Consider the following 14,339-nt stretch of genomic DNA (forward strand, 5'->3'; position numbering starts at 1 on the left):
AGGGCCCCGCCCGCCGGACCCGGCTCCGCCGGCCGGCCGACGCCGAGCGCCCGCCGTCCCGTACTCCCGCCGCTCGGGAGTCTCCCTGCCTCTTGGTTATCAACGGAACCGATCCTACGATGGACCCAGTCCAAGTCAAGATGAGTACCAAGCCCATATTCGATCGGATCCCGGAAGCGGCAGGGGCTCCGCGGACCTGATGGGGGGAGCCGAGATGAGCGACCTGCTGGAGCGGCTGCGGGGACGCGGCTGGCGCCTGACATCCCAGCGGCGGGTGGTCGCGGAAGTCCTCGACGGCGACCACGTGCACCTGACCGCCGACGAGGTCCACGCCCGCGCGGCCCGGCGGCTGCCGGAGATATCCCGGGCCACCGTCTACAACGCGCTGGGCGAGCTGGTGGCCCTCGGAGAGGTCGCGGAGGTCACCACGGACGGCCGCGCGAAGCGGTACGACCCCAACGCGCACCACCCGCACCAGCATCTGGTGTGCTCCGGTTGCGGCCTCATCCGCGACGTCCACCCGGACGGCGACCCGCTCGCGGTGCTCCCCGCCGCCGAACGCTTCGGGTTCACCGTCGCCGGAGCCGAGATCACCTACCGGGGACTGTGCCCCGCCTGTGCCTGAGGCGGCGGCCGCCAGGCCCGGATTGGCGTCCCGCCCACGGGGGTAGGCGCCGTGCAGAACCGGGAGAAGCGACGCCGGAACGGCCTCGGCGGGCGCGGCCGATCACCGGTCGCGGTGCGCGGAGGGTGGCAGGACGATGGCTTCACGTACCTGCGTAGTGGGAAGAGGTGGTTCCCGATGGCCCCGCCGGCGGACGGTGAGCGATTCGCCGTGGAGGTGCGGTCCGAGGACGACGTGCTCGTCTTCACCCTGACCGGAGAGCTGGACCACGACACGGCCGAGCCCCTGCGCGCGGCACTCGCCGCGGCCGTCGACGGCGGCGCCCGCAGGCTGTTGCTGGACTTCTCCGGGCTGCGGTTCTGCGACTCCACGGGTCTGAACGTGCTCCTGCACAGCCGGCTCTCGCTGCGGGAGGAGGGCGGCAGCATCGCACTGGCGGGGCTGCGCCCGCCCGTCGCACGGATGTTCCGCATCACCGGCGCGGACGGGATCTTCTCCGTACACCCCGACGTGGCGCACGCGCTGGCCGAGCCGCGGCCCGCGTGAGGGAGGAACGCGTCATGGAGCCACGGCCACTCGACCGGACGCGGAGCCTCCTGCTGACGGGCATGACCGATGTCGTCACCCGTTGCCGTGACTTCACCCGTGCCGCTCTGATCGACTGGAAGTGGATGCCGGGCGCCGGCGACGACGCCGAGGACGTCCTGCTGCTGGTGTCCGAAGTGGTCGCCAACGCCTGCCTGCACGCCGGCGGACCCCATGCGCTGCTGCTGGAGTGCACGGACGACCGGCTGCGCGTCGAGGTCACCGACGGCAACCCGGCCGCCCCCATGCCGCGCTCGCGCCCGGATCCGGCCCGCCCGGGCGGCTACGGCCTGCTGATCGTGGAGCGGATAGCCCGGCGCTGGGGCACGCTGCCCCTCGCCGACGGAAAGTGCGTGTGGGCGGAGATCGACTCGCCGCTGCGGGCCCCGGACGTCCGCGGCCCGCAGCCCGTCCTCTGACCCACCCCTACGTAGCCACCCCGCCACGCAGGCGCGACGGCGGCAGCGGGCTCTCAGTACGCGCCGTCCTCCTCCTGGCCCTGCGGCTGTCGCCGGTCCCGCGTCTCCGTGCTCCCGGCGCCTTCGGTGTCCTCCAGCATCCCGGCCCGCAGCTTCGCCATGATCCGGCTCAGCAGCCTCGACACGTGCATCTGCGAGATGCCGAGGCGCTCGCCGATCTGCGACTGGGTGAGCTCGTCGCCGAAGCGCAGCTGGAGCACCAGCCGGTCGCGCTCACCGAGCGCGCCGAGGAGCGGCTTGAGGGTCTCCAGGTCCTCGATGCGCTGGTACGCCTCCTCCTCGGAACCCAGGGAACGCGGCAGGGACCCGCCGTCGGAGTCCTGGCCCACGGAGGTGCTGAGGGATTCCGCGACATAGCAGTTGGCGGCCTGCCGGCCCTCGGCCAGGGCGTCGTCGCTGACGCCGAGGTGCTCCGCGAGCTCGTGGTCGGTCGGCCGGCGGCCCAGGTCCTGTTCCATCGCGTCGCAGGACTTCGCCATGTCCAGGCGCAGCTCCTGGAGGCGCCGCGGCACCTTCACCGACCAGCTGGTGTCCCGGAAGAAGCGCTTCATCTCGCCGGTGATCGTCGGCACGGCGAAGGTGGCGAACTCCACCCCGCGCTCCACGTCGTACCGGTTGATGGCTTTGATCAGGCCGATCGTGCCGACCTGGACGATGTCCTCGAAGGGTTCGCTGCGGTTGCGGAAGCGCCGGGCGGCGTACTTCACCAGGCTGAGGTTCAGCTCCACCAGCGTGTTGCGGACGTAGGAGTACTCCGCCGTGCCCTCGGCCAGGGAGCGCAGCCGGTGGAAGAGCGCCACGGACAGGCTGCGGGCGTCATCCGTACTGACGGCCAGGGGGTTCTCGGGAATCTCTACGGTGTCCACCGTCAGCCCGGTATGGACGGGGTCCGCGGTGTCGCGGGGCAGGGGGGTCATGGGTTCCTCCGACGGGTCGGGGTGCCGCGCGAGGCGCGGCGGGGCCGTCGTGGGTTCTGTTCGGGTATATACCCCATCGTGGCGCCCTGACCCTTCCGGCGCCTCTCAGCCCGGCGACGGGGAGAGGTGGTACACCGCGAATGCGCGGTCGATGACGGGCATGGCGACGTTGCGTACGCGCACCCCGCCGCCCGTCATCCCGTGCTCCGTGCCGAGGTGGGCGTGCCCGTGGACCGCGAGGTCCGCACCGGCCTCGTCGATGGCCTCCGCCAGCAGGTAGCTGCCGAGGAAGGGGTAGATCTCCAGCGGTTCGCCCGCCAGGGTGTCCGGAACCGGCGAGAAGTGGGTGAGGGCCACACGGATTCCGCTGCCCAGGGTGTCCAGCTCGCGCAGGGTGCGGCCGAGCCCGTCGGCGCACGCCCGGGAGTACCTGATGAAGGCCTTCATCTCCGGTTCCCCGAACTCCGTGGCGCTGCGGCCCGCGAAACCCCCGCCGAAACCCTTCGTCCCGGCGATCCCGACGGTGACGCCGCGGATGTCGAAGGTGACGCCGTCGCCCTCCAGGACGCGGACGCCCTCCTCGGCCAGTTCGCGGGCCACGAGGTCGGGCTGGTCGCTCTGGTAGTCGTGGTTGCCGAGGACGGCGACCACGGGCACGGGCAGGCCGGCGACCTCGGCGGCCACCACCCGGGCCTCCTCGGGGGTCCCGTGCCGGGTGAGGTCGCCGGCGAGCAGCAGCAGGTCCGCGCAGTCACCGAGCGTGTCGAAGGCCGGCCGCAGGGCCCCGGCGCTGTCCGGTCCGAGGTGGATGTCCCCGACGGCCGCGATGCGGATCACGACAGCACCTCCGCCGGGCCGGGCGGCCCGATCCGGTGCACGGTCAGGTCCTCGTGCCAGGGCACACCCTCCAGTTCCTCCGCGACGATCCGCAGGACGGCGTCCCGGGAACCGGCGTCGGTGAGCACGCCCCAGACCATCACCCACGCGCCGCGCGTCTCCACCCGAACGCCCAGCTCGGCGATGTCCTCGCGCGCGAGGCGGTCGCGCAGGTGCGCCACGCGGTAGTCGAGGTTCTCGACGGAAGTCATGAGGTCCCCTTCCCCCGGTCGATGACCCGGAGCCGGTCGAGGAGGTACAGGAAGGCGTCGGGCAGCGGGGAGTCCCGGTGTACGCGGTCCAGCCGGCCCCAGTCGATCTGCTCGCGCAGCATCCGGGCCATCGGCAGCAGGTCGCCGAAGTCGCAGTAGTGCTCGGACAGGGCGGACAGCAGGCTGTCCATCAGGTCGGTGGGGGCGAGGACCGGCATCCACACCGAGTCCACCGACTTCACCGGCGCCCGCTCCAGCAGCTCCGTACTGACGGGCCGACGGGCGAGCTCGAAGATCAGGTCGATCTCCTCACCACCCGTACGGCCCTTGACCAGCCAGTCCTCCGCGGCCCGGCGCATCTCGATGCCACCGTCCTCCAGTGCCTTGATCGCCGCGTCGGCGTCCTCGCGCCGCATGCAGAAGTCCGTGTCGTGCTGGAAGCGGGCCGGGACGCCGTGGGCGAACGCGGCCACGCTGCCGGCCAGCGCGAACGGCTGCCCGGACTGCTTCAGCAGCGCCGCCACACGCTTGGTCACCTGCAGGATGGCCTGCGTGTGGTCCTCGGGGAGCTGACCGTCGGTGATGGTGGGCGGGCTCAGGGCCTCCGGGGGAGGGGCCCCGCCGGAGGTGTCGGCCGGAGGCATGTTCACAGAAGACCTCGCTCCTTCGAACCGGCATGGACCGGGGATCCGCGCGCTGACGGCAGGCACCTAACCCGTCCGGCGCCCGCGAAACCCCGGCAGTAGGCCATACGAGTGACAGGGGGCGCCGGGGGTAGGCGCCCGTACGTGGCGGGGCCCCGGCGTCCCCGCACGGTCCCGGCCACCGACCCGTAGGGAGGCGGAAGATGAACCGCGCCGCTCTGTTCGACGTCGACGGCACCCTCGCCGACACCAACCACCTGCACGTCACGTGCTGGTGGGAGGCGCTGCGCCAGGCCGGCCACGACGTGGCGATGCACGACATCCACCGCGCAGTCGGCCTGCCGGGCCAGGACCTCCTCGCCCACCTGCTGGGGGAGGACCGCGACACGAGCGGGGACGAGCGGCTCACCGCCGCCCACGACACCCTGTACGCCACCTGGTTCGACCGCCTCCCCGGCCTCGACCGCGCCGCCGACCTGCTGCGCGAGCTCGACCGCAGGGGCTGGCGGGTCGTCCTGGTCACATCCGCGAGCGAGGCCGAGCTCACCGCGCTCAGAGGTGCCATCGGCGCCGACGACGCCGTCACCGCGACCGCCAGCTCCGACGACGTCAGCGAGGGCAAGCCGGCACCGGACCCGGTGCACCACGCCCTCGGACTCGCCGGCGCCGCCGCGCGGGACGCCGTGTTCGTCGGCGACACGGTCTGGGACATGAAGGCCGCCACGCGCGCCGGCGTCGTCTGCGTGGGACTGCTCAGCGGCGGGATCCCCAGGCGGGACCTGGAGGAGGCCGGAGCCCGCGTGGTCTACCGGCACCCGGCCGACCTGCTGGCCGGCCTCGACGACAGCCCCTTCGCCGACGGGTCCGGCGAAGGTGGGAAGTAGGACCGCGGCCGAGGCACCCGGGCGCCGGAGCCCCGGACCGTACGAAACGAGGGAGAGAACATGACCGGCACCACCGAAGGACGGGACGAGAGCCCGAAGGAGCGCGCCGACCGGCAGTGGACGGAGCTGATCCAGGAGATCCGCGTCGCCCAGACGGGCGTGCAGATCCTCTTCGGTTTCCTCCTCACCGTGGTCTTCACCCCCCTCTTCCACGAGCTCCCCCAGACGGACCAGATCATCTACATCGTCACCGTCGTCCTCGGCTCCCTGGCGACCGGCGCACTCATCGGCCCGGTGGCCTTCCACCGCATCGTCTCCGGCCGGCAGATCAAGCCCGAGGCCGTGGCCTGGGCCTCGCGCCTGACCTTCACCGGCCTCGTCCTGCTGCTGGCCACGTGCACGGCGGCACTCTTCCTCGTCCTGCGGGTGGCCACCCACAACGCCGTCGTGCCGTGGCTGGTGGCCGTGGTGCTGGCCTGGTACCTGCTGTGCTGGTTCGCCCTGCCGCTGTGGGCGCGGATCCGCTACACGGTCAAGGAGTGAGCGCAGGACCCCGCGCGCGCCGAGCCGCCGGGGACGACGGGACAGCCGTAGGGGGTGTCGTCAAAGCCCCGTCCGGGTGGCGGTGCCCGGCACGCACGCTCGCCGCGTTGGCGTCGGTCGCCGACTCCCGCGTCGACTCCCTCCTCCGCCACGGGCGGCCGACGCTACTTCGACGACAGCCCCCTAAGCTGGTGGGTTGTTCGGCCACAGACCGTGACAGACAGGGTGAAACCAGGTCTCGGCCGACGAAGCGGACCGACTGCCGGAACGACACGCGAGGGCCGATGCCAGCCACACCCGACCGCACTGAACTCGCACTTCTCGACGGCCGCAGCCTCCACCCCGCCCCGGACGCGGGAGCGGCGGCGTACGAGGAGACCGGCAAGGCCGCCCGCTTCCGCACCGGCCCCGCCGCCCCGCCCCGCACCCTCGTCGACATCCTCGAAGCCACCGTTCGGGCGTACCCCGACGAACCGGCCCTCGACGACGGCGCCACCCGCCTCACCTACCGCGCCCTGGCCACCGAGGTCGACCGCGGCCGCCGCGCCCTCGCCGCCGCCGGGATCGGCGCCGGCGACCGGGTCGGCGTACGCGTCCCCTCCGGCACCGCCGACCTGTACGTGGCGATCCTCGCCGTCCTCGCCGCGGGCGCCGCCTACGTACCCGTCGAAGCCGAGGACCCCGACGAACGGGCCGCCCTCGTCTTCGGCGAGGCCGGAGTGCGGGCGGTGGTCGGCGCAGGACGGCGCATCGACATCCTCGACACCACAAGTGACACGGCCCCCCGCGGCGACCGCTCCGCCCGTCCCGGCCCCGACCACGACGCGTGGATCATCTTCACCTCCGGCTCCACCGGCAGGCCGAAGGGCGTCGCCGTCACCCACCGCAGCGCCGCCGCCTTCGTCGACGCCGAAGCCGCGCTCTTCCTCACCGAGGAACCCCTCGGACCCGGCGACCGGGTCATGGCAGGCCTGTCCGTCGCCTTCGACGCCTCCTGCGAGGAGATGTGGCTGGCCTGGCGCCACGGAGCCTGCCTCGTGCCCGTCCCGCGCAGCATGGTCCGCAGCGGCGCCGACCTCGGCCCCTGGCTGGTCGAACAGGAGATCACCGCGGTCTCCACGGTCCCCACCCTCGCCGCCCTCTGGGAGCCCGAGGCCCTCGGTGAGGTCCGGCTGCTCGTCTTCGGCGGCGAGGCCTGCCCGCCCGAACTCGTCCAGCGGCTGGTCACCGAGGGCCGCGAGGTCTGGAACACCTACGGCCCCACCGAAGCCACCGTCGTCGCCTGCGCCGCACTCCTGACCGGCACGGGGCCCGTCCGCATCGGCCTCCCGCTGCACGGCTGGGAACTCGCCGTCGTCGACGGGTCCGGAGAGCCGGTCCCGATGGGCGGCAGCGGCGAACTCGTCATCGGCGGCGTCGGCCTGGCCCGCTACCTCGACCCGGGCAAGGACGCCGAGAAGTACGCCCCCCTCGCATCCCTCGGCTGGCAGCGCGCCTACCGCAGCGGCGACCTCGTCCGCGCGGAACCGGAAGGGCTCGTCTTCCTAGGCCGCGCCGACGAGCAGATCAAACTCGGCGGCCGACGCATCGAACTCGGCGAGATCGACGCCGCCCTCCAGGCACTGCCGCACGTGGCGGGCGCCGCCGCAGCCGTCCGCACCGCCCGCAGCGGCAACCAGCTGCTCGTCGGCTATCTCGTCACCCAGGACGGCTGGGACCGGGCCGCCGCCGTCGAACGCCTGCGAGCCGAGCTGCCCGCCGCGCTCGTACCGCTCCTCGCCCCCGTCCCCGAACTGCCCACCCGCACCTCCGGCAAGGTGGACCGCGACGCGCTGCCCTGGCCGCTTCCCGACCTGGAGAGCGCCGGACCCGCCGAAGAGCTCCACGGCACCGAGGCCTGGCTCGCCGAACAGTGGCGGGAGACCCTCGGCACAGCCGTCACCAGCGCCTCCGACGACTTCTTCGCGATCGGCGGCAACAGCATCGCCGCCGCCCGGCTCACCACCCGGCTGCGCACCCGCTACCCGAGCGCAGCCGTGCTCGACATCTACCAGCAGCCCACCCTCCGCAAGCTGGCCCGCCGCCTGGAGAAGTCCGCACCGGACGCCGGCGCGGCACGCCCCGTCGCACCCGTCCCCCGCCGCGCCCAAGCCGTCCAGTGCCTCCTGCTGCTGCCGCTGCTCACCGTGCTCGGCCTGCGCTGGACGGTCGCCCTGCTGGCGCTCGGCAACGTACTGCACCGGTTCGGGCCGTATCCGTGGGCGCCGACCGCCTCCTGGTGGCTCGTCGCCGCCGGCGCCGTCCTGCTCTTCAGCCCGCCGGGCCGCCTCGCCGTCGCAGCCGGCGGCGCCCGCCTGCTCCTGCGCGGGGTCGAGGCCGGACGGTACCCGCGCGGCGGCAGCGTCCACCTCAGACTGTGGACCGCCGAGCGGCTGGCCGAATACGCGGGCGCGACCTCCCTGACCGGATCCTGGCTGGAGCGCTACGCCCGGGCCCTCGGCGCCAAGGTCGGCCCCGAGGTGGACCTGCACGCACTGCCTCCCGTCACCGGCATGCTCAAGCTCGGCCGCGGCTGCGCCGTGGAGGCCGAGGCCGACCTCAGCGGCCACTGGCTGGACGGCGACCAGCTGGAGATCGGCCCCCTGAGGATCGGCGCCGGAGCGGTGGTCGGCACCCGCAGTGTGCTCTTCCCGGGCGCGCGGATCGGCAAGCGGGCCGAGGTCGCCCCCGGCTCCGCCGTCACCGGGACCGTGCCGACCGGCCAGCGCTGGGCCGGCGCGCCCGCCGTCGAACTCGGCAGGGCCAAACACAACTGGCCCGGTGAACGCCCGCCCCGCGGGGTCCACTGGCGCGCCATGTACGGAACCACCGGCTTCTGCCTCACGGCGCTGCCCGCCCTCGCCGCCGTACCCGCCCTGCTCGTGCTGACCCGGTTCGTGCCCGCGGACGCCACGCTCGCCGAGGCCCTGCGCGGAGCCCTGGTCGCCGTGGTGCCCGCCACACTCGCCTTCGGCCTGGCCTACGCACTGCTGCTGCTGGCCGGCGTACGCCTGCTGAGCCTCGGCCTGCACCCCGGCAGCCATCCGACGCACAGCCGGACCGGCTGGCAGGCCTGGACGGTCACCCAACTCATGGACCTCGCCAGGGGCGCACTCTTCCCGCTGTACGCCGGGCTGATCACGCCGGTCTGGCTGCGCCTGCTCGGCATGAGGATCGGCCGCGGGGCCGAGGTGTCCACCGTACTGGCGCTGCCCAGCCTCACCACCGTCGGCGACGGCGCGTTCCTCGCCGACGACACCCTCACCGCCCCCTTCGAACTGGGCGGCGGCTGGGTGCGGATCGGGCACTCCGCGATCGGCCGCCGGGCCTTCCTCGGCAACTCCGGCATGGCCGCTCCCGGCCGTGCCGTGCCGGACGACGGGCTGGTCGGCGTACTGTCCGCCGTCCCGAAGAAGGCCAAGAAGGGCAGCTCCTACCTGGGCCTGCCCCCGGTCAAACTGCCCCGGTCCGCGGCCGCCGCCGACCACAGCCGGACCTACGACCCGCCCGCGCACCTGCTGTGGGCCCGCGGCCTGGTGGAGCTGTGCCGACTCCTCCCCGTCTTCTGCTCGGCGGCCCTGGCCGTACTGGGCGCGGCGGCGCTGTGCGCGCTGACCGCCCACGGCGGCCTGGGCCTCTGGTCGGCCGCGCTGCTGTCGGGAGCCGTACTCCTGGCCGCCGGAACGGCCGCGTGCTGTGTGGCGGTCACCGCGAAGTGGCTGCTGGTCGGCCGGCACCGGCCGGGCGAGCACCCGCTGTGGAGCGGCTTCGTCTGGCGCAACGAGCTCGCCGACACCTTCGTCGAGGTACTGGCCGTGCCCTGGCCCGCCGGACCGGTGCCCGGTACCCCGCTGATGTCCCTGTGGCTGCGCGGGCTCGGCGCCCGCATCGGCCGGGGCGTGTGGTGCGAGAGCTACTGGCTGCCGGAGGCCGACCTGGTCACCCTCGGCGACGGGGTCAGCGTGAACCGCGGCTGTGTGCTGCAGACGCACCTCTTCCACGACCGGATCTTGCGGACGGATACTGTGGTCCTCCGCGAGGGCGCCACCCTGGGCCCCGGTGGAATCGTCCTGCCCGGCAGCACGGTCGGGGCACGCAGCACCCTGGGCCCCGCCTCCCTCGTGATGGCCGGGGAGTCCGTCCCCGCCGACACGCGCTGGCTGGGCAACCCGATCGAGGCGTGGCGCTCCTGAGCAGGCGGCGGCGCCGGCCGGCACACGAGCGGCGGCAGGTACGGCGAGGGCGGCACGGGCGGCACACCGGCACGTCGCACGAGCAGGAGCACGGGTACGAGCACGGGCAGGGAGCGGAAGCGGCAGTGAGCGGCCAGACCACAGCGGTACCGGACCCGTACTTCCCGGCCAACGGGGACGCCCGCTACCGCGTGCACCGGTACGAGATCGCCCTGGACTACCGCCCCGCCCCCAACCGGCTGGCGGGAACGGGCCGCCTCAGCGCGATCGCCGGCCGGGCGCCGCTCACCGAGTTCCACCTGAACCTGGCCGACTTCAAGACCGGCCGTGTCCTGGTCGACGGGCGGCCGCCGCAGTACACCCACCGCGGCGGCAGGCTCCGCATCCGCCCCGCCAAGCCGCTGCCGCCCGGAGCCGCCTTCACCGTCGACGTGCAGTGGTCGGGCAACCCCAGGCCGGTGCGCAGCCCCTGGGGCGGCCTCGGCTGGGAGGAACTGACCGACGGCGCCCTCGTGGCCAGCCAGCCCGTCGGCGCCCCCTCCTGGTACCCCTGCAACGACCGCCCCGCCGACAAGGCCTCGTACCAGATCTCCGTCAACACGCCGTCCGCCTACACGGTCGTGGCCGGCGGCCGGCTCCTCACCCGCACCACCCGCGCGAGCACCACCACCTGGGTGTACGAGCAGCCCGCGCCGACCTCCAGCTACCTGGTCGGCCTCGCCATCGGCATGTTCCAGACGGTGCTCCTGGGCGACCCCGGACCCGGCGGCGTGACCCAGAGCGCCCACGTGCCCGCCCACCTGCTCCAGCGGTTCGCCCGGGACTTCGCCCGGCAGCCCGCCATGATGCGGCTCTTCGAGGAGCTCTTCGGCCCCTACCCCTTCGGCGAGTACGCGGTGGTCGTCGCCGACGAGGAACTGGACGTGCCGGTGGAGGCGCAGGGACTCTCCCTCTTCGGGGCCAACCACGTGGACGGCGTCCGCGGCTCGGAGCGCCTGATCGCCCACGAGCTCGCGCACCAGTGGTTCGGCAACAGCGTGACCATCGCCGACTGGCGCCACATCTGGCTCAACGAGGGCTTCGCGAAATACGCCGAATGGCTCTGGTCGGAGCGCTCCGGCGGCCGCACCGCACACGAGCAGGCGGCCGCCGCGCACCGGTCGCTGACCGCCCGGCCGCAGGACCTGCGGCTGGTCGACCCCGGCCGGAAGCTGATGTTCGACGACCGCCTGTACCAGCGCGGCGGTCTCACCGTCCACGCGATCCGCCGCGCCCTCGGCGACGAGGCCTTCTTCCGCATGCTGCGCGACTGGGCCGCCGTACACCGGCACGGCGTGGTGAGCACCGCCGCGTTCACCGCCCACGCCGCCCGCTACACGGCCGATCCGCTGGACGACCTGTACTCGGCCTGGCTGTACGAGGCCCCGCTCCCGCCCCTGCCGGGGTAGCCCGTGTGGTTTCCGGACGCATTGGACACCCGTCCGTCCACCCCTCCTCGGTGATCGTGCAGGTCAGGGGCTTGTCCAGGGCGGCCTGAAGTCGGCAGGCGGGGGTGGGGCCGCCCTTGCCGGGGGACTATGCGGCTGCCAGCATTCAGCGCGCGCCCCGCGGAGGTCCGGGGCCGGAGCAGATCCCGGCACCTCCCGTCGCATCTCTCGCATGGTTCCGTCCGGTGAACAACGAGCCAGGAGTGCATCCCGTGATCCGATCGAAACTGCGTACGCTGCTGCTCGCCGGCGGCGGTGCGGCCGTCATGCTGGCCACAGCACTCGTCCCCGGTACCGCGTCCGCGTCGCCGTCCGCCTCCCCGTCCGGGCAGACCCCGGCCGAGGCCGCCGGGTTCTGGTCCTGCACCGTCCCGCCCGGCTACACCTTCTCCTCCACCACCAACACCCTGAACTGCGGGGGCAGCGGCTTCCGCACCTACTACTTCGTCCAGCCGCCCAGCGACGGACTGTGGGCCTGCACCGTCTCCGACGGGTTCACCTACTCCTCCACCCAGAACACGCTCGACTGCTCCACCGGCGGCGGCTTCCGCACCAAGTACCTGCTGCGCACTCCGAAGACCGGTCTGTGGGCGTGCACGGTCCCCTCCGGCTTCACCTACACCAGTACGCAGAACACCCTCGACTGCTCGACCGGCGGCGGCTTCCGCACCAAGTACCTGCTACGCGCCTTCTGACACGGGCGCGGCGGCCGACGCTACTTTGACGACACCCCTAGGTCTGCTTCGTCCAGCGCTGGGAGGCCTCCCCGCCGCAGGTCTTCGTCACCAGGCCGCTGCTCATGCCGAGGTCGAGGCAGCCCCCGCCGAGGTCGCTGCGCAGGGCGCCGTTCGAACCCGTACGCCACACCCGGCCGATGTCCTGGGAGCAGTCGCCGACGAAGACGGCCTGGCCGAGGCCGTTGGAGTAGAGGCAGCTTCCGCTCTGCTGGTTGACGAGCTTGAAACCGCCGTCCGGCATGCTCCGCACGGTCCAGCGGGCGGAGCCGTTCGCGCAGTCGCCGAAGTCCGAGGAGCCGAAGACCTGGGTGATGCACTTGCCGTTGTTGCCGTTGCGATAGCGGTAGGTGCCGGAGTCGGGGGATGAGGGAGGCTGCGCCGGGGCCTTGGTGGGCGCCGCCGACGTCCCCCCGGCGGCGGGGCGGGATCCGCCGTCGCCGCCGCCCGCGCCCGCGGAGCCGCCCGTGCCCGGCGGGGCGCCGCCGGCCACCGGGCCCGCGCCGGGTCCGGTTCCGGCGCCGCCGGCCGCGGTGGCCGGGTCACCACCGGTGGCGCCCGGCGCCTGCCCCGGGTCCTGGGCCGGCGGATGTGCGGACGGAGCCGTACCGGACGGGCTGCCGCCGGCCGCCGAAGCGGGGTCGGCCGGGGCCGTCACGGAAGCGGTCGGGGTGTTTTGTGCCTCGGCCCGCGGCGAAGAGGTGTGCGGCAGGTACTGGATGGCGAGTGTCGTGCCGCCGGAGAGCACCACGACGGGCAGGACCGCGAGGAGGACACGGGTGCGTCGGCGCTCGCGCCGCACACCCCGCTCGGGCCCGTCCGGGGGAGACCCGGGCGCGGGGTCCGGTCCGGGGGCTTTCTCCTTCTCCTTCTCCTCGCCAGCCGCCTCCGCCTCCGGCCTCCCGCCGGAGAGCGGGAGCGTGGGCACGTCGATCTCCTGCACGTTCTCGGCGAAGGCGGCCCGTTCGGCCAGGCGCTCGTCGACGGCCGCCGGCCACAGCGGCTGCGTGAACGGTCCCTTCCGGGAGGCGCGGTCGAGCAGTTCCGGCGCCGTGGGGCGGCTGTCCGGATCCTTGGCGAGGCAGGCCTCGACGATGTCGGCCAGCTCCGGCGCCCGCTCCCGCAGCGGCTCCAGGTCGGGCTGCTCGTGGACGATCCGGTACAGCACACCGTGGCCGGACTCGTCTCCGAAGGGGGGCCGGCCGCACGCCGCGTACGCGAGTACCGAACCCAGCGCGAACACGTCGGTGGCGCCGCTCAGCGCCCGCTTCCCCGAGGCCTGCTCGGGAGCCATGTAGGCGGGAGTGCCCACGACCATGCCGGTCACGGTCAGCCGGCTCTGCTCGGCGGCCCGCGCCACACCGAAGTCGATGAGGGTCAGCCCGTCCAGGGTGAGCATGACGTTCGAGGGCTTGAGGTCGCGGTGCACCATGTCCAGCGCGTGCACCGGCGCCAGGCTCGCCGCCGCCTCCCGCAGCAGCAGCCACAGGGCGTCCTCGGGGAGCGGGCCGCCGTGCAGCCTGAGGGCTTCGCTCAGGGTGAGCCCGGGGACGTAGGCGGTGGCGAACCACGGCGGTCTGGCCTCGCGGTCGCCGGCGAGCAGCGGCGCCGTGGCCCCCGCGGGCAGCCGGGCGAGGTTGTCCAGCTCGTGCCCGAAGCGGCGCAGGAAGTCCTCGTCCTCGCCGACGACGGAGGACAGGAGCTGCTTGACGGCGACGTAGCGGCGCTCGTGGACGCCGAGGTACACCCGTCCCATGCCGCCGGCCCCGAGCCGCCCCGCCAGCGGGATCGGCCCGATCCGAAGCGGATCCTCCGCCTCCAGTGGCTCGGCCCCGCTCCCCGTCAGCTCTAACACGTCGCCTGCCCCGCTTGGATCGGTAACCGTCTCCGGGAATCTATCCCGGTGATCCGAAGAGGGCAACGAGCCTGGTGAGCAGTCGAGTTGCCGGTCCGCGGCTGCTGCGGGCCGGCTGCCGCCGGGCGGCGGTGGAGCCCCGGGCCGTCCCGGTCGGCGGTTCGCGCCCGTGCCCCCGCCGCATCCCGCCCGCGCGCCGACCGGGCTCGCCCTGGCCGTCGTGGCGCCATCGTGAGAACCGTTACATTCATCCCTCAATTGCCCCT

13 protein-coding genes are annotated in these 14,339 nt (G+C 73.6%); 8 read left to right on the top strand and 5 right to left on the bottom strand.

What is annotated here, in order from left to right; all coding sequences use genetic code 11:
* Positions 1 to 214: 214 nt before the first annotated feature.
* The 3 genes from BSL84_RS32815 (at position 215) to BSL84_RS32825 (ending at position 1,629) form a co-directional block, all read left to right on the top strand.
* Positions 215 to 625 (top strand): Fur family transcriptional regulator, encoded by a 411-nt coding sequence (locus tag BSL84_RS32815; protein ID WP_030036598.1) that lies wholly within the window; start codon positions 215 to 217, stop codon positions 623 to 625.
* A 177-nt stretch (positions 626 to 802) separates the two neighbouring features.
* Positions 803 to 1,171 (top strand): STAS domain-containing protein, encoded by a 369-nt coding sequence (locus BSL84_RS32820; protein ID WP_030036599.1) that lies wholly within the window; start codon positions 803 to 805, stop codon positions 1,169 to 1,171.
* 14 nt (positions 1,172 to 1,185) lie between these two features.
* Positions 1,186 to 1,629 carry an ATP-binding protein gene (locus BSL84_RS32825; protein WP_030036600.1) on the top strand — a complete coding sequence of 148 codons (444 nt, stop codon included), beginning with the start codon at positions 1,186 to 1,188 and terminating at the stop codon, positions 1,627 to 1,629.
* 53 nt (positions 1,630 to 1,682) lie between these two features.
* On the opposite strand, the gene BSL84_RS32830 is transcribed toward BSL84_RS32825, so the two are convergent.
* From BSL84_RS32830 to BSL84_RS32845, 4 genes are all read right to left on the bottom strand, one after another.
* Positions 1,683 to 2,606 carry a SigB/SigF/SigG family RNA polymerase sigma factor gene (locus BSL84_RS32830; RefSeq protein ID WP_075971842.1) on the bottom strand — a complete coding sequence of 308 codons (924 nt, stop codon included), beginning with the start codon at positions 2,604 to 2,606 and terminating at the stop codon, positions 1,683 to 1,685.
* Between the two features lie 105 nt (positions 2,607 to 2,711).
* Positions 2,712 to 3,443: a metallophosphoesterase family protein gene (locus BSL84_RS32835; RefSeq protein ID WP_030036602.1), complete on the bottom strand. Its 732-nt coding sequence runs from the start codon at positions 3,441 to 3,443 to the stop codon at positions 2,712 to 2,714.
* A complete protein-coding gene (locus BSL84_RS32840) occupies positions 3,440 to 3,694 on the bottom strand; it encodes a hypothetical protein (protein WP_030036604.1) in 255 nt (84 codons plus the stop codon). The genes BSL84_RS32835 and BSL84_RS32840 overlap by 4 nt, the downstream gene beginning before the upstream one ends.
* A complete protein-coding gene (locus BSL84_RS32845; protein ID WP_037666203.1) occupies positions 3,691 to 4,338 on the bottom strand; it encodes a nucleotidyltransferase family protein in 648 nt (215 codons plus the stop codon). Before BSL84_RS32845 ends, BSL84_RS32840 begins: the two co-directional genes overlap by 4 nt.
* Before the next feature lie 203 nt (positions 4,339 to 4,541).
* On the opposite strand from BSL84_RS32845, the gene BSL84_RS32850 reads away from it, so the two are divergent.
* From BSL84_RS32850 to BSL84_RS32870, 5 genes are all read left to right on the top strand, one after another.
* Positions 4,542 to 5,222 carry an HAD family hydrolase gene (locus BSL84_RS32850; protein ID WP_030036607.1) on the top strand — a complete coding sequence of 227 codons (681 nt, stop codon included), beginning with the start codon at positions 4,542 to 4,544 and terminating at the stop codon, positions 5,220 to 5,222.
* Between the two features lie 60 nt (positions 5,223 to 5,282).
* Positions 5,283 to 5,765, top strand: coding sequence for a DUF6328 family protein (locus tag BSL84_RS32855; protein WP_030036608.1), 483 nt, complete (start codon positions 5,283 to 5,285; stop codon positions 5,763 to 5,765).
* Between the two features lie 284 nt (positions 5,766 to 6,049).
* On the top strand, positions 6,050 to 9,997 hold the full coding sequence (locus tag BSL84_RS32860) for a Pls/PosA family non-ribosomal peptide synthetase (RefSeq protein WP_075971843.1): 3,948 nt from the start codon (positions 6,050 to 6,052) through the stop codon (positions 9,995 to 9,997).
* Between the two features lie 125 nt (positions 9,998 to 10,122).
* The gene (locus BSL84_RS32865; protein ID WP_075971844.1) at positions 10,123 to 11,445 is read left to right on the top strand and encodes a M1 family metallopeptidase; all 1,323 of its coding nucleotides are present in this window, start codon (positions 10,123 to 10,125) and stop codon (positions 11,443 to 11,445) included.
* 251 nt (positions 11,446 to 11,696) lie between these two features.
* Complete coding sequence (locus BSL84_RS32870) at positions 11,697 to 12,179, top strand: hypothetical protein (RefSeq protein ID WP_045321370.1); 483 nt, start codon at positions 11,697 to 11,699, stop codon at positions 12,177 to 12,179.
* A 37-nt stretch (positions 12,180 to 12,216) separates the two neighbouring features.
* Here BSL84_RS32870 and BSL84_RS32875 read toward each other — a convergent pair whose 3' ends face one another.
* Positions 12,217 to 14,073: a protein kinase domain-containing protein gene (locus tag BSL84_RS32875; protein WP_075971845.1), complete on the bottom strand. Its 1,857-nt coding sequence runs from the start codon at positions 14,071 to 14,073 to the stop codon at positions 12,217 to 12,219.
* Between the last annotated feature and the right edge of the window lie 266 nt (positions 14,074 to 14,339).

Source organism: Streptomyces sp. TN58, assembly GCF_001941845.1.
Taxonomy (GTDB): domain Bacteria; phylum Actinomycetota; class Actinomycetes; order Streptomycetales; family Streptomycetaceae; genus Streptomyces.

Bases quoted from the DNA above. Each gene is read 5' to 3' on its own strand.
- BSL84_RS32815 (WP_030036598.1), top strand. From the start codon at position 215: ATGAGCGACCTGCTGGAGCGGCTGCGGGGACGCGGCTGGCGCCTGACA.
- BSL84_RS32820 (WP_030036599.1), top strand. From the start codon at position 803: ATGGCCCCGCCGGCGGACGGTGAGCGATTCGCCGTGGAGGTGCGGTCC.
- BSL84_RS32825 (WP_030036600.1), top strand. From the start codon at position 1,186: ATGGAGCCACGGCCACTCGACCGGACGCGGAGCCTCCTGCTGACGGGC.
- BSL84_RS32830 (WP_075971842.1), bottom strand. From the start codon at position 2,606: ATGACCCCCCTGCCCCGCGACACCGCGGACCCCGTCCATACCGGGCTG.
- BSL84_RS32840 (WP_030036604.1), bottom strand. From the start codon at position 3,694: ATGACTTCCGTCGAGAACCTCGACTACCGCGTGGCGCACCTGCGCGAC.
- BSL84_RS32845 (WP_037666203.1), bottom strand. From the start codon at position 4,338: ATGCCTCCGGCCGACACCTCCGGCGGGGCCCCTCCCCCGGAGGCCCTG.
- BSL84_RS32850 (WP_030036607.1), top strand. From the start codon at position 4,542: ATGAACCGCGCCGCTCTGTTCGACGTCGACGGCACCCTCGCCGACACC.
- BSL84_RS32855 (WP_030036608.1), top strand. From the start codon at position 5,283: ATGACCGGCACCACCGAAGGACGGGACGAGAGCCCGAAGGAGCGCGCC.
- BSL84_RS32860 (WP_075971843.1), top strand. From the start codon at position 6,050: ATGCCAGCCACACCCGACCGCACTGAACTCGCACTTCTCGACGGCCGC.